Source organism: Corynebacterium sp. c25Ua_47, assembly GCF_039907205.1.
GTDB lineage: Bacteria > Actinomycetota > Actinomycetes > Mycobacteriales > Mycobacteriaceae > Corynebacterium > Corynebacterium hiratae.
The window spans coordinates 1-24329 of record NZ_JASBOH010000003.1; the positions used below are offsets into that span (position 1 = coordinate 1).

At 61.2% G+C, this 24329-nt stretch carries 25 protein-coding genes and 1 tRNA gene; 14 read left to right on the plus strand and 12 right to left on the minus strand.

The window, feature by feature from the left end; all coding sequences use genetic code 11:
- Positions 1-516 (minus strand): hypothetical protein (locus QKE52_RS03950; protein WP_347948209.1); only part of this gene is annotated, 516 nt, incomplete at its 3' end.
- A 190-nt stretch (positions 517-706) separates the two neighbouring features.
- On the opposite strand from QKE52_RS03950, the gene QKE52_RS03955 reads away from it, so the two are divergent.
- The gene (locus QKE52_RS03955) at positions 707-1282 is read left to right on the plus strand and encodes a hypothetical protein (protein ID WP_347948210.1); all 576 of its coding nucleotides are present in this window, start codon (positions 707-709) and stop codon (positions 1280-1282) included.
- 95 nt (positions 1283-1377) lie between these two features.
- Here QKE52_RS03955 and QKE52_RS03960 read toward each other — a convergent pair.
- A tRNA-Pro gene (locus tag QKE52_RS03960) sits at positions 1378-1454 on the minus strand.
- A gap of 81 nt (positions 1455-1535) precedes the next feature.
- Complete coding sequence (locus tag QKE52_RS03965) at positions 1536-2441, minus strand: metallophosphoesterase (protein WP_070509590.1); 906 nt, start codon at positions 2439-2441, stop codon at positions 1536-1538.
- Between the two features lie 41 nt (positions 2442-2482).
- Here QKE52_RS03965 and QKE52_RS03970 point away from each other — a divergent pair, with 41 nt between their 5' ends.
- A complete protein-coding gene (locus QKE52_RS03970; RefSeq protein WP_046647893.1) occupies positions 2483-2947 on the plus strand; it encodes a GatB/YqeY domain-containing protein in 465 nt (154 codons plus the stop codon).
- Between the two features lie 132 nt (positions 2948-3079).
- On the opposite strand, the gene QKE52_RS03975 is transcribed toward QKE52_RS03970, so the two are convergent.
- Complete coding sequence (locus tag QKE52_RS03975; protein ID WP_347948211.1) at positions 3080-5515, minus strand: transglycosylase domain-containing protein; 2436 nt, start codon at positions 5513-5515, stop codon at positions 3080-3082.
- A gap of 213 nt (positions 5516-5728) precedes the next feature.
- Here QKE52_RS03975 and QKE52_RS03980 point away from each other — a divergent pair, with 213 nt between their 5' ends.
- Genes QKE52_RS03980 through QKE52_RS03995 form a run of 4 tightly spaced genes read left to right on the plus strand, consistent with a single transcriptional unit; the run spans position 5729 to position 7492 of the window.
- A complete protein-coding gene (locus tag QKE52_RS03980) occupies positions 5729-6028 on the plus strand; it encodes a WhiB family transcriptional regulator (protein WP_046647891.1) in 300 nt (99 codons plus the stop codon).
- Positions 6029-6041: 13 nt separating this feature from the next.
- Complete coding sequence (locus QKE52_RS03985) at positions 6042-6203, plus strand: DUF4177 domain-containing protein (protein ID WP_010189965.1); 162 nt, start codon at positions 6042-6044, stop codon at positions 6201-6203.
- Positions 6203-6661 carry a RidA family protein gene (locus QKE52_RS03990; RefSeq protein ID WP_046647890.1) on the plus strand — a complete coding sequence of 153 codons (459 nt, stop codon included), beginning with the start codon at positions 6203-6205 and terminating at the stop codon, positions 6659-6661. The genes QKE52_RS03985 and QKE52_RS03990 overlap by 1 nt, the downstream gene beginning before the upstream one ends.
- 18 nt (positions 6662-6679) lie before the next feature.
- Positions 6680-7492 carry an MBL fold metallo-hydrolase gene (locus QKE52_RS03995; protein ID WP_046647889.1) on the plus strand — a complete coding sequence of 271 codons (813 nt, stop codon included), beginning with the start codon at positions 6680-6682 and terminating at the stop codon, positions 7490-7492.
- 97 nt (positions 7493-7589) lie between these two features.
- Here QKE52_RS03995 and glxR read toward each other — a convergent pair whose 3' ends face one another.
- A complete protein-coding gene (glxR, locus tag QKE52_RS04000; RefSeq protein WP_046647888.1) occupies positions 7590-8273 on the minus strand; it encodes a CRP-like cAMP-activated global transcriptional regulator GlxR in 684 nt (227 codons plus the stop codon).
- 300 nt (positions 8274-8573) lie between these two features.
- Here glxR and nth point away from each other — a divergent pair, with 300 nt between their 5' ends.
- The 5 genes from nth to QKE52_RS04025 all read left to right on the plus strand — a co-directional run bounded on the left by nth (position 8574) and on the right by QKE52_RS04025 (position 12883).
- The gene (gene nth, locus QKE52_RS04005; RefSeq protein ID WP_246819888.1) at positions 8574-9233 is read left to right on the plus strand and encodes an endonuclease III; all 660 of its coding nucleotides are present in this window, start codon (positions 8574-8576) and stop codon (positions 9231-9233) included.
- A gap of 9 nt (positions 9234-9242) precedes the next feature.
- The gene (locus QKE52_RS04010; RefSeq protein WP_046647886.1) at positions 9243-9812 is read left to right on the plus strand and encodes a TlpA disulfide reductase family protein; all 570 of its coding nucleotides are present in this window, start codon (positions 9243-9245) and stop codon (positions 9810-9812) included.
- On the plus strand, positions 9809-10486 hold the full coding sequence (locus tag QKE52_RS04015) for a CoA pyrophosphatase (RefSeq protein WP_070547185.1): 678 nt from the start codon (positions 9809-9811) through the stop codon (positions 10484-10486). The genes QKE52_RS04010 and QKE52_RS04015 overlap by 4 nt, the downstream gene beginning before the upstream one ends.
- 38 nt (positions 10487-10524) lie before the next feature.
- On the plus strand, positions 10525-11712 hold the full coding sequence (locus QKE52_RS04020) for a MarP family serine protease (RefSeq protein ID WP_046647884.1): 1188 nt from the start codon (positions 10525-10527) through the stop codon (positions 11710-11712).
- Positions 11713-11773: 61 nt separating this feature from the next.
- Entirely contained in the window at positions 11774-12883 is a 1110-nt protein-coding gene (locus tag QKE52_RS04025; RefSeq protein WP_052750538.1) for an HNH endonuclease signature motif containing protein, read from the plus strand.
- Positions 12884-13106: 223 nt separating this feature from the next.
- Here the strand turns inward: QKE52_RS04025 and QKE52_RS04030 are convergent, their stop codons facing one another.
- From QKE52_RS04030 to QKE52_RS04055, 6 genes are all read right to left on the minus strand, one after another.
- The gene (locus QKE52_RS04030; protein WP_102234552.1) at positions 13107-14831 is read right to left on the minus strand and encodes an ABC transporter ATP-binding protein; all 1725 of its coding nucleotides are present in this window, start codon (positions 14829-14831) and stop codon (positions 13107-13109) included.
- Positions 14831-15790 (minus strand): ABC transporter permease, encoded by a 960-nt coding sequence (locus tag QKE52_RS04035; protein WP_049157862.1) that lies wholly within the window; start codon positions 15788-15790, stop codon positions 14831-14833. The genes QKE52_RS04030 and QKE52_RS04035 overlap by 1 nt, the downstream gene beginning before the upstream one ends.
- Positions 15783-16709 carry an ABC transporter permease gene (locus tag QKE52_RS04040; protein ID WP_049157864.1) on the minus strand — a complete coding sequence of 309 codons (927 nt, stop codon included), beginning with the start codon at positions 16707-16709 and terminating at the stop codon, positions 15783-15785. Before QKE52_RS04040 ends, QKE52_RS04035 begins: the two co-directional genes overlap by 8 nt.
- 208 nt (positions 16710-16917) lie before the next feature.
- Positions 16918-18519 (minus strand): ABC transporter substrate-binding protein, encoded by a 1602-nt coding sequence (locus tag QKE52_RS04045; protein ID WP_347948212.1) that lies wholly within the window; start codon positions 18517-18519, stop codon positions 16918-16920.
- A 222-nt stretch (positions 18520-18741) separates the two neighbouring features.
- Positions 18742-19644 (minus strand): alpha/beta hydrolase, encoded by a 903-nt coding sequence (locus QKE52_RS04050; protein ID WP_347948213.1) that lies wholly within the window; start codon positions 19642-19644, stop codon positions 18742-18744.
- 101 nt (positions 19645-19745) lie between these two features.
- The gene (locus QKE52_RS04055; protein ID WP_046647879.1) at positions 19746-20240 is read right to left on the minus strand and encodes a phage holin family protein; all 495 of its coding nucleotides are present in this window, start codon (positions 20238-20240) and stop codon (positions 19746-19748) included.
- Positions 20241-20344: 104 nt separating this feature from the next.
- On the opposite strand from QKE52_RS04055, the gene QKE52_RS04060 reads away from it, so the two are divergent.
- On the plus strand, positions 20345-21034 hold the full coding sequence (locus QKE52_RS04060) for an oxidoreductase (protein WP_347948214.1): 690 nt from the start codon (positions 20345-20347) through the stop codon (positions 21032-21034).
- Here the strand turns inward: QKE52_RS04060 and QKE52_RS04065 are convergent.
- Positions 21031-21846: an HAD family hydrolase gene (locus tag QKE52_RS04065; protein WP_046647878.1), complete on the minus strand. Its 816-nt coding sequence runs from the start codon at positions 21844-21846 to the stop codon at positions 21031-21033. The two genes, QKE52_RS04060 and QKE52_RS04065, sit on opposite strands and share 4 nt — an antisense overlap.
- A gap of 376 nt (positions 21847-22222) precedes the next feature.
- Between QKE52_RS04065 and QKE52_RS04070 the strand changes: the two genes are divergently transcribed.
- Together QKE52_RS04070 and ssd are read left to right on the plus strand one after the other, a co-directional pair.
- Complete coding sequence (locus tag QKE52_RS04070) at positions 22223-22966, plus strand: DUF3800 domain-containing protein (protein WP_128081848.1); 744 nt, start codon at positions 22223-22225, stop codon at positions 22964-22966.
- Between the two features lie 337 nt (positions 22967-23303).
- Positions 23304-24320 carry a septum site-determining protein Ssd gene (ssd, locus tag QKE52_RS04075; protein ID WP_347948215.1) on the plus strand — a complete coding sequence of 339 codons (1017 nt, stop codon included), beginning with the start codon at positions 23304-23306 and terminating at the stop codon, positions 24318-24320.
- The last annotated feature ends 9 nt before the right edge of the window (positions 24321-24329 follow it).

The following is a 24329-nucleotide window of genomic DNA, read 5'->3' on the forward strand; positions in this document are numbered from 1 at the left end:
TCCGTCGGGGCGTTGAAGAACCACACGATCGCCTTGCGTCAGTTTGACCTGCTTGGTAACTGGCGGGTTTGGCGTGGACGGTTGGTTCTTTGGTCGCTCAGCAGGGCGGCCTGGCCATTCGAGGTCGCAATCGGACCCGTGGCGGGTGATTTTTTCGCGGTGGCTCTTGGTGAGTTGACCGTTGATAGTCTCAGACACCGAGTACTCATAGGTGCAGGTGCGCACGCCATTCACGTTGCGTTCTTGGTAGTTTGAGCGTTCCTGGTTATTCCAGGTCCCGTTATCACCGGAAGGTGGGTTTGGCCGCCTTGGGTTGTCCGGGAAGGAAGGGAAATCTGGGAACTGAAAGTTGCCGTCATTCGGGTTAGCAGGTGTGGTAATCCGCCCGCTGGAAGAACTGCTGGAGAAAGAAGACTGCGCCAGGGCAGTAGGTGAGACGGCGGCGGTGAGTGTTACGGCGGCGAGAACTGCACAAGCTTTATGTGCAGCGCCTCGTAAAGAGTGCAGAGAGAACACGAAGAATCCTTTCGAGAGAGCAGAGATAAGAAAGGATTCTAAACCGAAATCTGGAGACGTGCTGGGTATTCGCTGTGGGGGTAATGGTCAGTCATGTTGGGCAAAACTCCCAAACCTTTGTGATGATGAATGCTTAAGATCATGAGCAAAACACCAGTTGAAAAGCAATGGCTAACGTACTGTCTTGGGTATGAACAAGATTCACTCAGGCGCTATCGCCGCCACGCTTGCATTTACTTTGTGTGGTTCTCCTCTGGCCGCCGCGCAATCACCGCTGGCCAATCTCTCATCCATGTCTTCTGAGTCTTCACTGCTTTCGAGCCTAACTGGTCAATCGAAGACTGACCCTTTCCGCGTAGCCAACTCTTACCGCGCAACCAAAGAGATTGCGCAGCGGTATGAAATGGATGTTCGCCAAAGAATTGAATCTGCGGGCGGTACTCGTTCACAGGAAGAAAGCAATGAAGCGGAAAGGCTAGCCTATTTCGTTAGTGACTCTCGCGTTTTCTCAGATACCGCGTTTCCCCAGGGGCTGAAAGAAATGCGGGCAGCGACTTATCTGGAAAGGCGTCACGCGGGACTCTTAACCGTGGACGTACTGTTTGTTCCTACCTCCGGCAAGACGCATTCTGAATTGCAGGGGCCTTTGGAGAAGCAAGCAGACAAGTACGAAAAAGGCTACAGGAGTGGAACGAAGTATGGTCTTGCGTATGTAGTAACTGATGAAGGATTTTTCTTCGTGTCCCGGGTCTTTGTGCCGCTTTAGAGGCTTTAGGCCTTAAGCCCCGCTTTAGGGTTGCTTTAGAGACTCCGGGGCCGAGCTTAAAAACGAAAAGAACCCGCAGTTTCCTGCGGGTTTAATGGTCGGGATAACAGGATTTGAACCTGCGACCTCTTCGTCCCGAACGAAGCGCGCTACCAAGCTGCGCCATATCCCGGTGTCTCGCTCTAAGCGGTACCGGAATACTGTAACGCACCCCAGCCTGAAAGGACAAAACGGCAGCGTGGAGGGGGTATTCCTAGGCGGCCTTCTCTGTGATACGCAGCAGCGTGGCGGACGGGCGGCAGAAGAGGCGGAAAGGAACGAACTTGGAGGTGCCCAGCCCGTTGGAGACATGCATGTACATTTCTCCGAATCGGTGCAGGCCCTCCGCGCGAACGCGGTCGATGCCGCAATTGGTCACGATGGAGCGCGAGCCCGCCACCTTGAAAGGCAGGCAGAGCTGGCCGCCGTGCGTATGTCCGGACAGGGACAGCTGGTAGCCGTCGGCGGCGAACTTCTCCAGGACGCGAGGTTCCGGGGAATGCAGTAGTGCTAAGGAGAGGTCGGCATCCTCGTTGGGGGCGCCGGCGATTTCGGAGTAGTCATCCAAATCGTGGTGTGGGTCGTCCACGCCGGCGGCAGCGAGGCGGACATCGCCTACCTTGAACTCCACGCGGGCCTGGTTGGCGTCGTGCCAGCCGTGTTCCAGGAAGGCCGCGCGCATGCCCTTCCAGGGCAGGTTCACGTAGGAAGGTTCGTTCTTCTTCCCAATCAGGTAGTTGAAGGGGTTCGGGATGCGCGGCGCCCAGTAGTCGTTGGTGCCGAAGCAGAACATCCCCGGGCGGCTCAGCAGCGGGCCAAGGGCGCGGAGGACCTCGGGTACGGCGCGCTCGTCGGAGAGGTTGTCACCGGTATTGATCACCAAGTGCGGGTCAAGGGCATCGAGGCCTGAGACCCACTCGATTTTGGCGCGCTGGCCCGGGATCATGTGGAGGTCGGACACGTGCAGGATACGGAACTCGGACTCCTCGCGCAGCGTACCGGGCTCCAGCAGCGGCAGGGTGTACTCCTTGAGCTCAAACTTGGTGAGTTCTGAGTGCGCCCACGCGGCAACGCCTAGGCCGGCGGCGGCGAGTCCGCCAAGAACAGGGAAAATCTTCACCTTCACCACACTACCTGGCCGGCAGGCGTAGATTGAAGGGCATGAGTGAGTTGAAAGAAACTATCCGTGCTGACCTCAAGACCTCGATGAAGGCCAAGGACAAGGCCCGTACGAGCGCCATCCGTTCTCTGCTGTCTGCCATCCAAGCGGAGGAAACTACTGGTTCCCGCCACGAGATCACCGATGAGGACATCCTCAAGGTCATCGCCCGTGAGATCAAGAAGCGCCGCGAGTCCGCAGAGGTCTACGCGGAAAACGGCCGCCCCGAGTTGGCGGAGGCAGAGCTTGTCGACGTCCCCTTCTTCGAGGCCTACCAGCCGGAGCAGCTTGACGACGACGCCCTGAACTCCCTCGTCGCTGAATCCATCGCCGAGGTTGAGAAGGACTCCGGCGAGCCGGTGACCATCAAGCAGATGGGCAACGTGATGAAGATCGCCACCGCCAAGGCCGCTGGTCGCGCTGACGGAAAGCGCCTGTCCACCGCGGTCAAGGCTGCCCTCAACTAGCGTGTTAGCGCAGGAGCGCTAGCGCCCACGCTGTAGCCCGTTTTACGCTTTAGCTCCTTGTCACGCTCTAGCTCGTTTACGCTCTAGCTCCTTGTCACGCTGTAGCCCGTTTTTACGCTTTAGCGCTCTGCGCTAAAGCCCGAAGAAATCCCGCACGTCGTTCGTCAAGCGGTCGACATCCTCTTGGGAGAACAGCGGGTCGGACTGAGTAGCCGGCTGGCCATTGTCCGTGCCACCGCCGTTGCCGCTCGGCGCCGACGGGGTGTAGTAGCTGGAGCCAGAGGTGCCGGAGCTTGCGGAGTCGCCAGCGGAGCCGTCGGAAAGCTGCAGCGTTACCTCCGCACCCTTCTTAGTGCCGGATGCGCCGGTGATGACACGAACCACCTTGCCGTAGCCCACGCCGGGCGCGGGAACCTCGGTGGTTTTGACCACGTAGCCAGCCTTCTCCAGAGCGGAGCGGGCTTGGCTTTCGGACTTGCCCTTCAGCCCGTCGATAAGCGGCGATACCGTGCCCGAATCATAAGCGCGGTCGTAGTCCGGCACCGTTCCCTTCAGTGCATCGGGAACGCGCGCGGCCATGGTGTAGAACGTTGATGCGGGCTCCTTGCCACCGAAGAGGTTGCCGTTGGCGCACTGGCGCACGGGCCCGGTGCACAGCGGGCTCGTGGTGGTGCCGTCATTGTAGATATACGGCGCGGCAGCAACCTCAGAGTTGAAGCCGAGGAATGCCGAGGACTGGTTGGACTCCGTGGTACCGGTCTTGGCGGCGGCCTTACCGCTGAAGCCCGCAGCACGCGCAGAATCGGCCGCCGTGCCCTTTTCAGTATCGGCGGTCATGTTGTTTTCCAGCGCCTTCGCAACTTCCTTGCCCACTGCGCGCTCGCACGGGGTGTGCTTGAGGTACACCTCGTTACCGTGGGAGTCCGTGACCTCCTCGATGGGGTTCGGCTCGCACCACATGCCTTCCGACGCCACCGTCGCGCCCACATTGGAAAGCTCGAGCGCGTTCACCGCCGTCGGGCCGAGCGTGAAGGAGCCCAGGTTGGAGTCCTTAATGTGGTCGGCGATGGAGGATTCGCCGTCGTAGCTGCCGGGCTCCTCGTAGGAGCGCAGGCCGAGCTTCACGGCGATGTCGACGATGCGCTCGACGCCAAGCTGCTCAGTGAGCTGGATGAAGGGGGTGTTGGGGGAGTAGGCGAGAGTGTCCTGCATAGTCATCGTGGAGGCGTAGCTGCCGGCGTTCTCCACGCAGTACTTGTTGGGTGGGCAGTTCTCAGCGCCGCCGAAGCCTAGGCCTTCGGCCTCGTAGCGCTTGGGCACTGCCAGTTTGTCTTTGATGCCATAGCCCGATTCCAAGGCGGCCGCGGCGGTAAAGAGCTTGAACACCGAGCCGGCGCCGTTGCCCACCAGCGAATTGGGCTGGGGCAGGAGGGTTTCGTTGTTGGCCAGGTCGAGCCCGTAGGTGCGCGAGGACACCATGGCGAGGACCTTGCGGGAATCAGTGCCCGGCTTGATCACGTTCATGACTTCCGCCACGCCCTCGGTATCCGGGGCGGTGTGGCTGCGTACTGCGTTGAGAGCTTGGTCCTGGACGTCGGGGTCAAGGGTGGTTTTCACGGTCAGGCCACCGCGCGCTAGATGCTCGCGGTCTATGCCCTTATCGGCGAGGTAGTCCATCACGTAGTCGCAGAAGAAACCGCGATCTCCCGCGCCGATGCAGCCATTGGGCAGCGTGGCGGGGCTATCCAACACCTCAAGGGGTTCTTGGGCATAGGCATCGGCGTCCTCCTGGGATAGAGAGCCGGTGTCGACCATAGCTTGGAGCACCACATTGCGGCGCTCGAGCACGCCTTCCTCGTTGGTATAGGGGTTGAGGTATTCCGAGGACTGCACCATGCCGGCGAGCATCGCTGCCTGCGGCACGGTGAGGTGCGCGGAATCGGAGCCGAAATAGGTGCGGGCGGCGGCCTCGATACCGTAGGAGTGGTTACCAAAGGGCACGAGGTTGAGGTAGTTGGTGAGGATCTCGTCCTTGGAAAGCTTGGCGTCGATATCCGTCGCCATGCGCATCTCGCGCAGCTTGCGGGCTATGGATTGCTCGGTTGCGGCTTGGCGTTCTTCATCCGTGGTGGCGTTGACGAGGAGGAGATAGTTCTTCACGTACTGCTGATCCAGCGTGGACGCGCCCTGGGAGACGCCGCCCGCTGCCAGGTTGGTCCACAAAGCGCGGACGTTGCCCTGCAGATCGACACCTTCGTGCTCATAGAAGCGGCGGTCCTCGATGGCCACAACTGCCTGCTTCATAGCGTCGGAGATCTCATCCGGCTGTACGGGATGGCGACGCTGTTCGTAGATGTAGGCAAGGGGGTTGCCCTTGGCATCCAAGATGGTGCTCACGCCGGGGGTATCCCCGCTGGTGAGATCCTGGATGTCCGATTGCATCGTTTCGTTCGTCCTAGCAACGGCAACGCCACTGACGCCGGCGACGGGGGCGATGGCTAGCGCGATGAGGATGCCGACCAGTGCTGTGGACAGGACGAGCTTTCCCAGGGATTTGATGACAGTCACCCTCCACACACTAGTGCTTTAGGGCGACAACCGGGAGACCCCCCTAAAGTGTGACCTGTTAGACAGGTATACCGGTCTGTGAATAGACTTACCAATGGTACATAATATTCCGTCGGGTTGAGGGTTATTCACGATCTTCCACTACGACGGGGGGAACTTGGAAGGAGTTACCTAGCCATGGCAGTCAGTGTCAAAGGTGCAGGACGGTCCGCAATGGTAAAGAATGCCTCGTTAACCTCCGAGCGTGGTGAGTGGGTTACCCAAGCCAAGTGCCGCAACGGTGACCCCGATGCGCTTTTCGTGCGAGGGGCAGAGCAGCGTAAGGCCGCGGTGATTTGCCGCCACTGCCCGGTGCTGAACGAGTGTCGCGCGGATGCCCTTGATAACCGCGTGGAGTTTGGTGTGTGGGGCGGCCTCACGGAGCGCCAGCGCCGCGCCCTTCTGCGTAAAAATCCGCACATCACCAGCTGGGCGCATTACCTTGCTGAGGGTGGCGAACTCATCGGTATTTAGTAGCATTGGGCCCATGACTAAATGGGAATATGCAACCGCGCCGGTTCTTACACACGCGACGAAACAAATCCTCGATTCCTGGGGTGAGGACGGCTGGGAGCTCGTCACTATCACCCCGGGCATGAACCCGGAGAATGTCGTCGCCTATTTCAAGCGCCCTCTGGAGGAGTCCTAATGGGCGCCCTCGCACGCTTGGAAGAACTCGGTGTCGAGCTGCCTTCCGTCGCTGTTCCTCTCGCGTCCTATATCCCGGCCATCCAGGTAGGAAACCAGGTATGGACCTCCGGTCAGCTGCCCGTCGTGGGCGGCGAATTGCCTGCCACCGGCAAGGTTGGCGCAGAAGTGGACCTCGAGAAGGCGCAGGAGCTGGCGCGCACGGCCGCGCTAAACGCGTTGGCTGCCATCGATGGCCTCGTGGGCCTCGACCGTGTCACCCGCGTGGTGAAGGTGGTCGGCTTCGTCGCCTCGGCTCCATCCTTTACGGATCAGGCCGCGGTTATCAACGGTGCCTCGAACTTCCTCGGGGAGGTCTTTGGTGATGCCGGTGTTCACGCGCGTTCTGCAGTGGGGGTAGCGGTCCTTCCGAAGGATTCCCCCGTTGAGATCGAAGTTATCGTAGAAATCGCTGAGTAATCGGATAGGGTTAGAACCATGGAGCATCCTGCATATAGCCAATTGCGTCCCGTGAGCCAGTCCGTCGGTGTTGTGCTGTGCGATAATCCCAGCTACACCGCCTTGGAAGGCACCAACACGTGGATCATTCGCGCCGGAGAAGATTCTCGCGCCATTGTGGTCGATCCAGGCCCAGAGGATGAGGGTCATCTCAACGTTGTGACCGCGAAAGCGGGCGAGGTAGCACTGATCCTTCTCACTCACCGCCACGATGATCACGCCTCGGGCGCTCAGCGTCTGCGCCAGCTCACCGGCGCTCCGATTCGCGCGTTCGATCCGAACTACTGCAACGGCGCGGAGGCGCTTGTCGACGGCGAAGTGATCACCGTCGACGGCATCACCCCGCAACTCGAGGTGGTCCATACCCCTGGCCACACTGCGGATTCCACCTGCTTCTTCGTATGGTCCGAAGAGGCTAAGCACTCCACCCTGGAGGGAATTCTGACCGGTGATACCATCGCTGGCCGTCACACCGTGCTCCTGTCTGAGACCGATGGTGACTTGGGTGCCTACCTGAAGACGCTGGACCTTCTCGAAGAGCGCGGCAAGGATGTAGCACTCTTCCCGGGGCATGGCCCGGACTTGGAGGACACCTCCGCGGTTGCCCGCAAGTACATTGACCGCCGCCACCACCGCTTGGATCAGATTAAAGAGGTCCGCGGGCGCCTTGGTGAGGATGTTGACGTTAAGACCCTCGTCGATGAGATGTACGACGACGTAGACCCGGTCCTTCGCCACGCCGCCGAGCAATCCACGCGCACTGCGCTGAAGTACCTCGCGGCTCAGAACTAAAACACCGCATAGGAAAATCCCCCGAGAAATTCTCGGGGGATTTTGCATTGGGCCACAGCCGCCCGGAGGCGGCATATGCTGGCTCGGCCTTTAAGACCTAGCGCGCGCGGCGAGCCAAGTGCTCGGTATCGACGATGAGCACCGACTTGCCTTCCAAGCGAATCCAGCCGCGGTGGGCGAAGGTGGCCAGCGCCTTGTTGACGGTCTCGCGGGACGCGCCGACGAGCTGGGCGATCTCTTCCTGAGTGAGGTCGTGGTTCACGCGCAGTGCACCGCCCTCTTGCGAGCCGAAGCGGTTAGCCAGCTGCAGCAGGGTCTTGGCCACGCGGCCCGGAACATCGGTAAAGATGAGGTCCGCCAGGTTGGCGTTGGTGCGACGCAGACGGCGGGCCAGCACGCGCAGCAGCTGCTGCGCAATCGCCGGATGATCAGCCACCCACTGCTTGAGCATTTCGGAGTTCATCGTGGCGGCGGTGACCTCGGTGACGCACACAGCAGACGAGGTGCGCGGGCCCGGATCGAAGATAGAAAGCTCACCGAACATATCGGACGGGCCCATCACGGTCAGCAGGTTCTCACGGCCATCCGGGGCGTGGCGAGCAAGCTTAATCTTTCCCGAGGTGATGATGTAGAGGCGGTCGCCCGGCTCTCCTTCCTCGAAAATGGTGGTGCCGCGCGGGAAACGGACGGTTTCCATTTGCTCGATGAGGTTTTGTACTGCTACCGGATCGACGCCCTGGAAAATGCCAGCGCGGGAGAGGATGTCCTGTACGCCTTCCACTGTTACTCCTTAAAGCCTGCGCAGCGAGGAAAACACTTGGACGCAAGCTGGTTTGGTCTATTTTGACGCACCTAGTCTCCAGTGCGCCACGAGGCACTGCATAACATCATACAGTGCAATTAGTCACTATTTCCACCAACGGGAAAAATAGTCACATGCCTTTACTAATCTGTTTAATTCTCGAAGGCCGTTGCCTCTAGCTTTTCCATGAGAATGGCAAACAGAGCGAGGCACAGCGGGACGAGGACAACGAGCGAAATCATGCTTTCCATTCTAACTTCCGTCACTAGAGTTATTTCTATGTCCCCTGACCTTTTTGCACAGCATGACGATGATACCGAGGAAGCGCGTGTTGCCCATATTCGTACCGCCCTCGCGGACGAATATCCCGATGCCGACTGTGAACTAGACTTCACCAACCCCCTTGAGCTACTCGTAGCGACAGTGCTTTCAGCACAGTGCACGGATGCCCGCGTCAACCAGGTCACCCCGGAGCTGTTCGCCGCCTACCCCACCGCACCGGATTATGCCGCCGCGGACCGCGCCGACCTTGAGCGCATTCTCCGCCCACTCGGCTTTCAGCGCATGAAGGCCGGCCACCTGTTGGGCATCGGTGAAAAGCTCGTCGCGGACTTCGACGGGCAGGTACCACGCGGCATCGACGAGCTCACCTCGCTGCCCGGCGTCGGCCGCAAGACCGCGTTGGTGGTGCGGGGAAATGCCTTTGGGCTGCCGGGAATCACCGTGGATACCCACGTCACGCGACTGAGTCAGCGGCTCGGTCTGACCGAGGCGAAGACGCCGCGGGCGATTGAGAGGGACGTCGCCAAGCGCGTGCCCGAAGAGGAACAAACCGTATTCTCTCACCGCCTCATCCTCCATGGGCGGCGCGTGTGCACCGCCCGGAAGCCGAAGTGCACGGCCTGCGTGCTCGCCCCATGGTGCCCGTCGCGGGGTTAAGGTGGAGCAATGAGCCAATATTCTCGGTGGCCCGGATACGTGAAGGTCAGCATCGCAGCCATTGTTGCGCTGGCGGCACTCGCGTTCGTCGGCGTGGTGAATCTCCTTGAGGATGATGAGCCGGAGGTCCCCGTCCCCGAGGCGCAGGAGCAAGAAGTAGCCAAGCGTCCCAAGTGCCCCGAGGGGCCCATTGCTGGGGTGGACCTTCCCTGCTTAGGAGCGGCCGGTACCGCGGCGGCCAAGAACGTTCAGATCGTCACGTTGTGGGCATGGTGGTGCGAGCCGTGCCGCACGGAGCTGCCCTTCTTCGAAGACCTTGCACGCTCGCACTCGACGTGGAATGTCGTCGGCGTGCATGCGGATGCGAACGCCGCCAACGGTGCTGCGCTTTTGAGTGACCTGCAGGTCGACATCCCCAGCTACCAGGACGAGGATGGGACCTTCGCTGGCGAGCTCGGGCTGCCGGGCGTCATCCCCATCACCCTCGTGGTGCGCGATGGCAAGGTGGAAGAGAAGTTCATCAAACCGTTTAGCTCCGCCGAAGAATTGGAGGCGGCCGTCGAGGAGGTTCTTCAGTGAGCCGCCTGTTTCCTGCTCACGCCCCGGAGTGGCTGCGCCCGGCGCTCGGGGTTGATACAGACAAGGTCCAAGAACGCCTCATTCGGCATGTCCCGGCCGCCAAGCGCCGGCGTGAATCGGCAGTGTTGGTGCTCTTGAAGGGCGAAAGCTTCGCAGACGGTGAGGTGTTGCTTACGCACCGCTCGCCCTCGATGCGCTCGCACTCCGGGCAGATTGCTTTCCCCGGTGGGCGCAAGGACGAGGAGGACGCCTCGCTTGTCGACGCCGCCCTGCGCGAAGCCGAAGAAGAAACCGGCCTCGACCGCTCCGCCGTCACACCCCTTGAACAGTGGGGCAAGCTGGATATCCCAGCTACCGGCAATACCGTGAGCCCGGTCCTGGCGTATTGGCATAAACCGGGTGACGTGTGGCCGGCGAGCCCCGCGGAAACCGATGATGTCTTCACCGTCCCTTTGCGGGAGCTGGCGGATCCCACGAATCGCATGATGGTGGGATTTGGCCGCTGGAAGGGGCCGGCGTTTCGGACGCGGGGCTACCTGGTGTGGGGCTTTACCGCGGGAGTGCTGTCTGGGCTGATGGATCATGCGGGCTGGAGCGTGGAATGGGATAAGAAAATGGTTCACGATCTGCGTGAATCACTCAACCGCTCCTTGAATAATGAGAAGATAGGTTAGTTTCTGCCCCTTTTAGCCCTTAAGAAAGCATTCCCTCTGTGTCTCTTGCTGTTGACATCCTGATCGTGGTTGCCGTGCTCCTCGCTGTTCGCGTGGGTTGGCGGCAGGGCGCCTTGGCAGCGGTCCTCGCCGCCGTGGGAATCATTGCGGGGCTGGTGCTGGGAACCGTGGTTGCCCCGCTGGCGATGGGCTTGGCGGACCAAGCCGCCGTGCGCTTCTTGTTGGCTGTCGGCGTGCTCATTCTGCTGGTGGGCTTAGGGCAGCTGGTGGGGACGTCGCTTGGCATGGCGTTGCGGGACCGCATGCGCACCCGCTCGGGGCAGCGCGTGGACTCCTCAATTGGTGCGGTATTCCAGGCGGTGGCGGCCATCGTGGTGATTTGGTTGGTTTCCCTGCCCTTGGCATCCAACCTGGGTGGCCGGCCGGGGCAGGCGCTGCGTGAGTCGCACGTGCTCAGCGCGCTCAATGCAGCGGCACCCTCGCGCCTAGCGGCGCTGCCGAACGGTATCGCAGCACTACTCAACGAGTCTGGGCTGCCGCCGCTGGTGTCTCCGTGGGAGCGTTCCGGTGCCGATGTGGAGGTGGATGCTCCCGCAGTGAACATCGAGGACCCTGAGCTCGCGGAACGCGTGCGGCCTTCCGTAATCCACGTGCTGGGTGATGCGGAGGCGTGCTCGCGCCGGCTGATGGGCTCGGGCTTTGTTACGGAACCGGACTACGTCATCACGAACGCCCACGTCGTGGCCGGCACGGATAAGGTTCACCTCGATACTGTGCTCGGGCTCAAGGAGGCGCACGTGGTGTACTACAACTCGGATGTGGACATTGCGGTGCTGCATAGCCCCGGGTTGGGCTTGGAGCCTTTGCCGTGGGCGGAGCAAGCGGCTGTGACGGGGGATGATGCCATCGTCTTGGGCTTCCCGCAGTCGGGGCCCTTTACTGCAGAACCGGCGCGAGTGCGGGATCGCCTCACCATCGCGGGGCCGGATATCTATTCCACGGGCCGTGTGGAGCGCGATGCCTACACGGTGCGCGGCAGCATCCGGCAGGGCAATTCCGGCGGCCCGATGATCAACCCGGAGGGCCAGGTGCTCGGCGTTGTGTTTGGTGCTTCCGTGGAGGATTCCGATACGGGCTATGCACTCACCGCGGACGAGGTGCGCGGCCACGTGGGTGACGTTACGCAGCTTGTCGACGCCACCCCAACCGGCTCCTGCGTCGGCTAACACCAGGTATTTTCTTCTCTCCGGTTGCGGGGTTGCGGGTGCTGGTTTAATCTTCGTGCCCATGGGGGATATCGAAACCTACCTCCGCCTCCGCAACTCGGGGATTGCGCTGGTGGAGCATATACCTGGCACACCCGACGAGCTCCGCGCGCTCGGCGCCGACCCAGCCGACGCCACCGAACTCGCAGGCCTGCACCAGGTGTACTTCGGCCCCACCCGCTTTAGCGGAAAACAACGCAAAGCCCGCCACGCAGCGCTTCAACAACGCCACAGCCTGAGCACCCTCACACTGATTGAAACCTATGTTTCAAAAGTAAAGAAAACCCTCGACGCCTGGAACCTGAGAGTCAGACTTACCGCCACACCCGCACACCGCATCCGAGCCGTTGCCACAGCACGGCTTAAAGAACTCACACGTAAAAGAACCGCCAAACCAGGCGTGCGCATCACCTACCGAGAGCAAGGCCCCAACACGCTCTCGATTACCGATGATGCCACCACGATTGCCAACATGCGCGCAGTACTCGAATCCACCAACAACACCGACCTGCTTCAAGCCGCCAACGACGTCTTCTTCAAAGAGGGCACTGGTTCCAAACCGGCGGTGCGCACCCAAGTCATCGTCACCCTGAATGAGTTGGACCAGATCATTAACGGTGACGGGGACGAGATCGAGCTCAACCTCACCAACGGTGGGCGCATGACCGGGGCAGAATTCCTCACCCACAAGTTCGCCGAAATAGGCTACGCCACCATCGTGCACCCTATTGAAGGACCCATTAACACCTGGCGCTTAGAGCGCGGGGCAAACTTCAACCAACGCCTCACCCTGCACGCTGAATTCCACACGTGTTCTAGGCCTGGGTGTAATAAACCAGCTGATTACTGCCAAATCCATCATTTGGTGCCCTGGCAGGCTGGTGGCTACACCAACATCAAGAACCTGACGTTTTTGTGCGCCTACCACAACGGCATTAACGACGATGACCCTTTAAGGCCTACCGGGCGTGGCTACATGTACCGCCTCAACACCGGGGTCAGCTTCATCCCACCCTGGGGAACACCAATCACCGCGATGCCCGAATACCAAGAAGCAGTCGCCAGACTCGCCGCCGAACAAGCAGGACAACCACCAGACCCGCCACCGGACCCACCACCCGACAGCAGCTAACACCCCAGCCACCAAACACAAAAAGCGCCGGTAACCTGCGACAAAGGCGCTCCCGATAGAAGCACCCGTCAGACAAAGCCACACTGACGGGGATATCGGCGATCCCAGGTTGCGCTTCAGTCACCGCCGGATACAACAGGGGCAGCCACGGCAGGATCCTTAAGCCCTTAAAGGCGAAACCCGCCAACCACAGCAAGGTTGACGGGTAGTCGGCGCGCTTGAGCTAGATATCCGTGCCGATATCGAGGTGCATACCCGGAACCGAGTTGATGAGGTTGCGGGTGTACTCCTGCTGGGCGTTTTCGAAGATATCGTCGGCGGTGCCCTGTTCGACGGCCTGGCCCTTCTTCATCACTACCACGTCGTCGGCAGTCTGGCGGACCACTGCGAGGTCGTGGGTAATGAAGAGGTAGGACAGGCTGAGCTCAGACTGCAGCTCCGCAAGCAGCTGGATGATCTGGTTCTGCACCAGCACGTCCAGGGCGGAAACGGCCTCGTCGAGGACGATGACCTCTGGGCGCAGCGCGAGCGCGCGGGCGATGGCGATGCGCTGGCGCTGGCCGCCGGAGAGCTCGTTGGGGTAGCGGCGCATGGCGGAGCGAGGCATGGAGACCATGTCGAGGAGCTCGGCCACGCGGGCCTCGCGTTCCTTGCGCGAGCCCACCTTGTGCAGCGCCATGGGTTCCTCGATGCACTTGTAAATGGAGTACATCGGATCCAGTGAGCCATAGGGGTTCTGGAAGACCACCTGCATTTTGCGGCGGAGCTTGAAGAGTTCCTGCTTCGATAGCTTCGAGGTATCGCGGCCTTCGAATTCGATGGTCCCGGAGGTCGGCTCTAGCAGGCCCAACACCATGTTGGCCACCGTGGACTTGCCGGATCCGGACTCGCCCACCAGCGCCAGGGTGGTGCCGCGGCGGATGTCGAAGGAGACATCGTCGACAGCCTTGAGGAGCTTCTTGCCGCCGCGCTGGCCGCGGATGTCGAATTCCTTGGTGAGGTTGCGAACCGAAATCACTGGGGCTTGCTCTTCGGCAGATGAACTGCCAGTGGAATCTGCAGTGATGGCGCCAGGTTCAACGTCGGCGCCGATAGCCTCGCCCGACTTGAGCTCCTTGGCCTCCACGCCAGCTTCCTTGGCCGCGCGGATGCGGGAGGAGGCGAGGGAAGGGGCGGCCTTGACAAGGCGGCGGGTGTAAGGGTGCTGCGGGGAACGCAGGATCTCGCGCGACGGGCCCGACTCAACGATGCGGCCGCGGTGCATCACGATGAGGTGTTCGGCGCGCTCGGCCGCCAGACCAAGGTCGTGGGTAATGAAGAGAACGGCGTTGCCCAGCTCCTCGGTGAGATGCTCCAGGTGGTCCAGGATGGTCTTCTGAACAGTTACATCCAGCGCGGAGGTGGGCTCATCGGCGATGAGTAGCTTCGGGCGGGCGGCCAGGCCGATTGCGATGAGCGCGCGCTGGCGCATACCACCAGAGAACTCGTGGGGGTACTGCTTGGCGCGCCGTTCGGCGTCGGGAAGCCCGGCTTCCTCCAGAAGCTCCACCACGCGTTCGTGGCGCTTGGAACCCTCCACCACGTTGTTAGCTTTGAGGGATTCCTCGACCTGCGTACCGATGCGCCACACCGGGTTCAGGTTGGACATCGGATCCTGCGGGACCAAGCCAATCTTGTCGCCGCGCAGCGATTCGAATTGCTTGTTGTTGTAGTGAGTGATGTCCTCGCCCTCGAAGAGGATCTGGCCGCCGGTGACCTTGCCGGTGCCCGGCAGCAGGCCCAGGATGGACATCGCCGTGGTGGACTTACCGGAACCGGACTCGCCCACGATGGCCACGGACTGGCCCGGGTAGATGGACATGTTGACGCCACGCACTGCCTCAACCACGCCGGTCGACGTGGTGAAGGAGATGCGAACGTCCTTCATTTCAAGAAGTGGGTTAGTCATTAACGCTTCCTCGCCTTCGGATCGAGTGCATCGCGGACGACGTCACCCATCATGATGAAGCTCAACACGGTCAGGCCCAAGGCACCCGCCGGGTAGAACAGAACTGCCGGGGCAACACGCAGGGAGGCCTGCGCGTCGGAGATGTCTCCGCCCCAGGACACGAACGTCGGCGGCAAGCCGATGCCCAGGAAGGACAGGGTGGCCTCGGCGACGATGTAGGTACCCAGCGCCACGGTGGCGTAGGAGATGATGGGCGCGGCCGCGTTCGGCAGGATGTGGCTGAACAGGATGCGCCAGCTCGACGCACCGATGGAGCGCGCGGATTGCACGAATTCCTCATTCTTGATGGAGACTACCGCGCCGCGCGTGATGCGGGCGATAGAGACCCAGCCGAAGAGGCCAAGAACCAAGACCACCGTGATGATGGTGCGGTGCTCCTTGAACATCTGCATAACCACGATGGCGGCGAGCACCAGCGGGATGGCGAAGAAGATGTCGGTGATGCGGGACAGGACGGAGTCGATCCAGCCGCCGAAGAAGCCGGCGATAGCGCCGATCATTGAACCAAGCACCACGACGAGCAGCGTGGTGAGGATGCCGACGGCGACCGAAGCACGCGCACCGTAGATCACGCGGGCATAGATGTCACAACCCTGGCGGTTGAAGCCGAAGGGGTGGCCTGGCTCGGCGGGGGCGAGGGACCTGGATAGTTCGCACAGGCGCGGGTCGGTGCTAGTAAATAGACCCGGTGCGATAGCCAGGAGGACTGCCACGAGAATCATCACGGCAGCGACCCAGAACAGTGGGCGGCGGCGCAGGTAGCGCCACGCTTCGCCCCACTGAGAGGAGGGAGCGGACTCATCCTTGACGGCGTCGACCGCGCCGAGACCCGTTTCATCGGTTTCCGAGACGAAGTGCTCTTGGCCCGGGTAGGGAGTGGTTTTCTCGAAATTAGGCATAGCGAATCCTCGGATCAAGTACGGCGTACAGGAGGTCAACGAGCAGGTTGGCGATGATGTAGATGATCACCAACACCGTGGTGAAGGAGACGATGGTGGTCGGCTCACCGCGCAGAATGGCCTGGTACATGGTGCCGCCGACGCCGTTGATGCCGAAGATGCCCTCGGTCACGATGGCGCCGGTCATGAGTGCGCCGATATCGGCGCCGATGAAGGTGGCCACGGGAATCAGCGAGTTGCGCAGCACGTGACGGCGGGTCACCGCGCCGTTGGACAGGCCTTTGGCGCGGGCGGTGCGCACGTAGTCGGCGCGCAGGTTCTCAGCCACGGACTGGCGGGTCAGGCGGATGACGTAGGCCAGGGAGAGCGCGCCGAGCACCATGGCCGGCATGAGAAGGGACTTCACCGTGGCGTTAGCGCCGACGGTAACCGGCAGGACGCCCCACTTAATGCCTACGAGGTACTGGAAGACGAAGCCAATAACGAAGGAGGGCACGGCGATGACGAGCAGGGAGACGACCAACACGGTGGAATCGAAGAAGCCGCCGCGGCGCATACCGGCGAAGACGCCGAAGAGGATGCCGAAGACGGATTCAAAAATGATCGCCATGACGGTGAGCTTCACGGTAACCGGGAAGGCATTAGCCATCACCTGGGTCACGGGCACGCCGGAGAAGGTCGTGCCGAAGTCCAACATGAAGATGCCCTTGATATAGAGCAGATACTGAATGATGAACGGCTTGTCGAGGTTGTATTCCGCCTCAATGCGGGCGCGGGCAGCCTCGGTGAGGCCGCGGTCACCGCCAAGGGCTTCGACTGGATCGCCGGGCATCAAGAAGACGAGCGCGTAGATGAGCAGGGTGGCTCCGAAGAACACCGGAATCATCTGGAGCACTCGGCGCCCGATATAGCGCAGCATAGTGTGGTCCTTTACTCATTGTGGGGCAGGTGCTTGCCAGCGTTCTCCGATTTTTGGGACGCAGGTCAAAGCTTACGAGAATTCTAATGTGTGATCCCACGCTCCGGGAAATCTATAGCGCGTTTCTAATCACACTTCGGGGGTGAAAACGTGGGGCGACCCCCGCTCACGGAGGTTGCGGGGGTCGTGCGAAGTAGCAAAGGTGGCGTTACTTCTTGGTGATGTTGTAGTACACCGGCTGGGACTTCCAGGAGAAGACGACGTTGTCGACGTTCTCGGAGTAGCCGCCGGTGGCGTTGGAGTACCACAGCGGGATGGCCGGCAGGTCCTTGAACAGGATTTCCTGGGCCGCGGTGTACTTCTTGATTGCGTCTTCCTCGGAGGTGGAGGTCAGGGCTTCGTCGAGAAGCTTGTCAAACTCCGGGTTGGTGTAGTCACCGTCGTTGGACGAACCATTGGTCTTGTACAGCGGAGCAAGGAAGTTGGCCTGGCTCGGGTAGTCTGCCTGCCAGCCGGTGCGGAAGGCGGTCTTGATGGTGCGGTTGGTCACCTCATCGCGCAGGGACTTGAAGTCCGGGTACGGAGCGCCGACAGACTCGATGCCGAGGGTGTTCTTGATGGAGTTGGTGGTTGCATCCACCCAGCTCTTGTGGCCACCGTCGGAGTTGTAGGCAATTTCGAGGGTCGGGTTGTCCCACTTGTTGATCTTGTCGGCCTCAGCCCACAGCTCCTTAGCCTTCTCCGGGTCATACTTCAGGACCTCGTTGCCCTTGATGTCCTCGGAGTAGCCCGGCATAACCGGGGAGGTGAAGTCCTTGGCCGGGGTGCGGGTGCCCTTGAAGATGATGTCCGTGATCTCCTCGCGGTTGATAGCGTGGGAGATGGCCTGGCGGCGCAGGACGCCTTCCTCGCCGGAGTAGTGCTCGAGGTTCTCACCCAAGGTGAAGGACTGGAACACGGCGGTCGGCTGGTTCACAGCGCGGTCACCGAGGTCGGTCTCGTACTTGTCGAAGGCGGCGTCCGGGATGGCGTCGAGGACGTCAAGGTTACCTGCCAGCAGGTCGGCGTAGGCCGCGTCCTGGGAGGCGTAGAAGACGAACTTGATGCCGTCGTTCTGCGGGGTCTGGCCACCCTTGTACTCTTCGTTCGGAACGACGGTAGCGTCCTGGTTGTGGTTCCACTCGGTCAGCTTGTACGGGCCGTTACCAATCGGGTTCTGGCCGAAGGAATCCATGTCCTCCAGGGCAGACTCGTGCAGCGGGTAGAACGCGGAGTAGCCCAGCTGTGCCGGGAAGTCCTGCTCCGGGCTGTTCAGTGCGATGGTGAAGGTGTGGTCGTCGACGACCTTGAGGCCTTCCATCTCCTTCACGCCTTCCTCGAAGCCCTTGATGTTGGCAAAGAAGGAAGCGTTGAGCTGGTCATTGGCCACGGCGTAGTTCCAGGCGTCCACGAAGTTCTTCGCGGTGACCGGGGAGCCGTCGGAGAACTTAGACTCCTTGAGCTTGACGGTGAACTCGGTGTTGTCATCGTTCGGCTCGATGGATTCAGCCAGCTCGTTCTGGGCTTCGCCGTCGCCGTCGTAGTAGACCAAGCCGGCGTAGATGGAATCGACGATGCGTCCGCCACCGGTTTCGTTGGTGTTGGCCGGGATGAGCGGGTTCTGCGGCTCGGAGCCGTTGACGGTGACGATTCCGTCACCGGATGCGGAGCCGGAAGCAGAGTCCGAACCGGAGTTATCGCCACCGCAGGCCGCGAGGGTGAGCGGCAGGGTAGCGACAGAGAGAGCAGCAAGTGTCTTCTTGAGCGTCATGTGGGTCTTAGACCTCCGTGGTGCGAAAGATGTAGAAAACCTGTGGTGTTGGTTTGTTATGAAGCTACCGCGTGGCGCGCCTCATATACAAGGAATCGAAAAATATGTCCTGCAATGAAAGCTATAGATCGGTAGGTATTTGTTCCTGACCTGCGGTTTTGTTGGAGAATGAAAAAAGTCCCATCCCCCTGAGAGGGGTGGGACACGAAGGGGGAGTGAATGTTACCTATCTCGCAGCCACTGAGTGATGGTCTGGGTAAAACCGTGAGGGTTCTCAAGGTAGGGGAGGTTCTTGGCGCCGGGGATGGTGGTGGCGGTAAAGCCCCCATGGCAGCGTCGCGCCGCGCGCCGGGCTACCGGCCGCCACAACATCTGATCGGCATGAATGAACAGCGTCGGACACTGCACGCTGAGCTCGAGCCAACTCAGCGGAACCACGGCGGTGCGCAGTCGGTGGTTCCAGATGATTCCGCGGCGGACGTTTCCAATACGTGAGGAGGCCACACGCAAGCGCAGGGCCTCCGCGCGCTCGGCGCCGCTGAAGGATCCGAGGGCGTCGAGATCCATCTCCCGGTGATAGGTATCTTCCCGCAGTAGGAGGCTGGGGGCGCCGATCTTTCCCAGGCGGCACAACGCCGCGCGTAGGAGAACCCACCCGAAATCCCAGGGGCGTGCGGCGATGGCGCGGCGCAAATCGGTTGGGTGTGCTGCCGAAACAGAAACCAGCCCGCGTACCCGCTCGGGCCGCTCGGTCGCCAGCGCCCATGCCACCGCACCACCGGTATCCGCACCAACCAGGTAGGCATCATCGTGGCCTAATGCGCGGATGGCACCACTGACATCGCCAACCGCCACGCGGATATCCTGGCCGGGTTCGAGCGGCGGTTTGTCAGACATGCCAAAGCCGCGCATGTCGAGGGCGGCGACGTGGAAGCCGGCGTCGGCAAGCGGGGCAATGACATTCCGGAAGTCGAACCACCCGCCGAAAGAACCATGGAGTAGCAGCACCAGCGGGTCATCCGGGTTGCCGGCGGTGACGGCGTGCAGGCGGATGCCGCGCGTGTGCAGGAACTCGTGCTCAAAGGGGCCGTCAAGCTCCACTACGGAGGGCGGTAGGGGATTCATAGGGGCGGGCCTTTCGAAGGGGGAGGGTAGATAGACGAAATCCGCCCCGAACGCATGTGCTCGGGGCGGGGCTGTAAAGAGAGAGAAAGGACCCTGAGGGTTTAGGTGTAGAGACCACGCTCGATGGACTTCTCAGCCTTACCCGGAACCAGCTTCTTGAGTTCCTTCGTGGACTGGATGGTCTTCTCCGGGGCCTTGACCTGCTTGACCTGCTTGAAGCCGATAAAGGCCACGACGGCGGCCAAGACAACCATAATGAGGAAGACAATCAGGAAGGCCGCCCAGCGGTCGAGCCATACGGCCAGCAGCTCCGCCAGGAAGAAGAAAAAGAAGAAGGAGCTATACAGCGCCACGGTGCCAGCCACACCGAACATGCCCGCGCCGATGCCGCCCTTCTTGGCAGAAGCAGCGAGCTCGGTCTTGGCCAACTCGACCTCGGAGCGAACCAGCTGGGACATCTGCTCGGTGGCGTTGGATACGAGCTGGCCGATGGATGCCTCGCCACGGCGGGAGGTATCCGCATCGCTCAAGGGAATGCTGTCTACCTTCGGGGCGAACTTGTTGGACCCGTCAGTGAATAGTCCGTCGTTGCTCACGGTTTAATACTCCTACTGTTTTGTCGCAATCTATATCGGCCATAGTAATGAACTTTCCAGAGTTCATGTGGTGCGGCCCGCAAAGTGGGTACGGCGTTATTGTAATGGGTATGCCGCATTCTGACCCGCTGACCCCGCTGATGGCCCTTTCTGGGGTGGAGGACAAAGCCGGTTCCGCTGCCGCAGCGATAGCGCGCGTACACCGCCGGCCCGCGGGCTTGCGCAAGTATGACGTTATTTCTTCCGAGTCGCTGTTGCGCGGTGCGCGGGCGGCCGCGGCGATCGACGGCGCGCCGCTTGAGGCTGACGGGATCCCGCCCGCGGTCAGTGCCTATTCTTTGCTTGCCCCCGAAAAACAGGCCGCCACGGTGCGGACCTTCGCACGGGCCCCGCTGCAGGTCTTGGCCAGCATTGATGTCGCGGCGGGCGGCGCGGGCCACCCGGATCAGGGGCCGGCGGTGGCGCAGGCGCTGGCGCAGCTCATCACGCGCGGGGCCGGGGTGGATTTTGACCGCTTGTTGCCGGTGGTGGTGCACGCGGAGATCGCCGCGCGCTCTCTGTTCGGTGCGCGCAGCACCGCCGTGGCGCTCGTCGCCGCGCGCACCGCTGCCATCCATACCGGCTTCGATCCGCGGGGATTCGCCGTGCCCGAGACCTACCTCAACCGGCACCGCGCGGACTACCGTGCGGCACTGGACACCTATGACAAGGATCCGGCGGCACTTATCACGCTGCTTCTCGACGCCTGGGAGGCCGGCGCCCGCGAAGCCGACGGCATCGCGCAAGCGGCCTAATCTCGCAGCTGCTGCCGCGCAAAGAAAACACCACCGACCACGAGGGCAGCGATGCCGGCCACGACCGCCGAGCCAATACCGAACTCGCGGGCGCTGGGTGCGGTGAAGAGCGGTACGGGATGCTTAAACGTGCGGATTTCCCAGTCGTGGGCGATGGCGTGCTTCTTCAATAGGCGGTCCGGGTTCACGGCAACGGGGTGGCCGACTCGCTCCAGCATCGGGATGTCTGTGGCGGAATCGGAGTAGGCAAAGGATGCGTCGGGATCGACGTTGAGCTGTACGGCCATGCGGGCCAAGGCTTCGGCCTTCGCTGCACCTTTGCAATAAAACAGTATCTCTCCGGTGAACCGGCCGTCTTCCTCGGCGAGCTCGGTGGCCACAACGTGCTCGATGCCCAGTTCCTGTGCGATGGGCTCGACCAGCACGCTTGCCGACGCCGAGATGATCACCACCTCGTGGCCGGCGGCGCGGTGGGCGTCGATAAGCGCGCGTGCCTCCGCATAAATGGCGGGGGTGACCACTGTGTGCATGGTCTCCACCGCGATGTCGTGGACCTCCTGAACGGACCAGCCGGCGGCCATGGCGGCAAGCTGATCGCGGGTGGTGTCCATGTGCTCACTGCTGTGTCCAGCCAGCATGTAACTTGCTTTGGCTAAAGACAGCTGGAGTGCTTCCGCATGCGTGATGAGGCCGTTGTGCATGAATTCGCGGCCGAAGGCATACGCCGAGGATGTGGCAATGATCGTCTTGTCCAAGTCGAAGAACGCGGCCGCGCGGGTGGCGCCGTCAGTGGGAAAAGGGGTACCGGTCATCGAGGAAGGCCTGCCGTCATTGTGCGAGTTACCCTGCTCATCGTAGCCTCTTAGCAGGCAGAACCGGGAGTGCATCGGCACGGTGTTAGGGATCTCAAGGAATGTTGTCGCTCGCTGTTGTCATCTGTTCCCTCGCATGTCATAATGTGATGTGCAAGGCCCCGATATACAGTGCGGCCTGCCCCGGCGCACCCCCCCGATGCCGGGTTACCGATGGCCCGCGCACACCCCCCCGAGGCGCGGGCCATCACCTTTTTAATTTTTCCGCCATCAAACTGTTCGTATTTAATGTCTTGGCGTGGCGATATAATCTCAGTCGTGACAGGCTATCGTTCAAATTCTTCCTCTCGCCGAGGAGGTTCCGTTCCCCCCTCAAGTGAGTTTGTCACTTGCTACAGAAAGCACCGTCTACTTTGTTGATGAAGCAGGGAGTAAAGGAACTTTAGGGAAGTATTTTGTTGTTGCGGCTGTTCGAACGGGGGATCCTGATTTCCTTTCGAGAGAGATTAAGGCATGTCGTGAGCAGCACAACTTCACAAAGGCTGACGAGATTAAGTTTTCGAAAGTCACTAAACACTCTGGACCTATTTTGCTGGAGATTTTTCAAACAGCGGTAAACGCGGGCTGCTCGTTTGGTGCTTTTGTTCTGGACAAGAGACATTTTGATCCATGGAGTAGCCGAGAACAGTGGCAGGGGCATTTGTTCCCGACAGATCGGCTGTTACGGGGGTTGGTTACTCGGCGTGAGGTTGGGGTGGTGCTGCTTGATCACATTGATGTTCCTGTCGGGGTTTCCTATGGAGATGCGCTGGTGAATTCTCTCAATCAGAGATTTGGAAATAAGCGGTTTGCAACGGCGGTTAGCCTGGATTCTCGGACGTGTCCGGCTCTGCAGGTGGCGGATTTGCTAGCTAGTTCGGTTTTCCATGCGCGAAAGAAGATCGAAGACGTGGGTTTGGAGGCCTTCTTGGAAGATCGTTCGCCAAAGGCCAGGCTTTCGAAAGGTATTGCGGCTGCATTAGGTGAGAGTCACTTCAGTGACTGCCGTACATCACTTTTGAAGATTGAGACAAGCCATGAGAGGTCATTGACAGAATTGAAGCGCCAACGATACTCTTAAGTGAGGCGCTGAACGCCATAGCCGCAGGCTAAAAGCAAGCGCCCCTCGGGCCGAGTCTCAGACTCACCACCCGAGTTTAATGGCTAACCAAGCCATTATCTACCGCACTTATTGCGATACCCTCGAGCGCAGCTCGGGGGTATTTGCTTTGGGGCACTCAGGGCGGGCCCGCCTAAGAGGCAAGTTTTTGGTTCCCTGTGAATATTCGGTACCTAAGCCCCGTGACTTTGTTTAAGAGTCAGCAAAATGGGTGCGAATGACGCGAAAACAGCCGAGTTATCCACAGGCGGCTAGGTAGCCCTAGCGCGCGGTTGGTTCCCTCGCGCATGCTTCAGGCATGAGCACGTTTCACCTAGTTATCGCCGTTGGGGACTCCACACTGCGAGCAGAGGCAGCATCCGCGGCCGCTGCCAGTATTGCGGAAGTGAGCACTGTGGAGGATCCGCGGGACTTCTCCCGGCACCTGCCCAAGGCGGATGCCGTCTTGGCTGATTCGCTGACAGCTCGCCTGGTGGCGGGACATCCACGGGTGTACTTTGTGGCGCTCGACCCGGGGCCGATCGACTATGAAGCTGCACTATGCTGCCGGGCCACAGCTGCCTTTATCCTGCCTGCGCAATCCAAAGAACTCCTAGGTGCGCTCGCCACAGAAACCAGTCCCGAGACAACGGTGTCCACTGGCGTGACCGTAGCGGTGACCGGTTCCGCTGGTGGCTTGGGGGTCTCGACGGTGGCGGCGGCGCTGGCCCGTGAGGCGGGCGCGGACCTTCTGGTTGATGCGTGCCCCAATTCCGGAGGGCTCGACTTGCTCATCGGCATTGAAAACAAGCCCGGCGCGCGGTGGCCGGATCTCGCTGCGGGGACCGGTGCGGTTGATGCGGCAGACCTCGTCCGTGCATTGCCCACCACCCCAGATGGCATCGCGGTTCTCTCGGCTGCGAGGTCGGCCAGCACAGAGGCGGTTGCGATGAGCACGACACGGCGCGCGGCCATTATGCAGGCCGCCTGCTTATACCCAGGGACCGTGGTTGTGGACTGCCCTCCGTGGGATATCCCCGATGCGGCGGATCACGTAGTGTTGCTGACCGCCGCAGAGGTGCGGGCGGCTGCCGCCTGCGCGCAGCTGGTAGCAGAGCTTCGCGCCCGGCCGCAGGACTGCTCCGTCGTCGTGCGCCACCGCCAGTGGGCAGGCCTCGATTCCAGCGACATTGCCACGGTCACCCATGCGGATCCCATCGCTGACCTGCCGACCATCCGTGGTCTGACCCGCACGGTAGAAACGAGTGGGTTGCCGTGGCAGCTGCCACGCGCCCTGACGCGGGTGGCCCGCCAGATTTGGGAGGCCGTGGCATGAGCCTGCTCG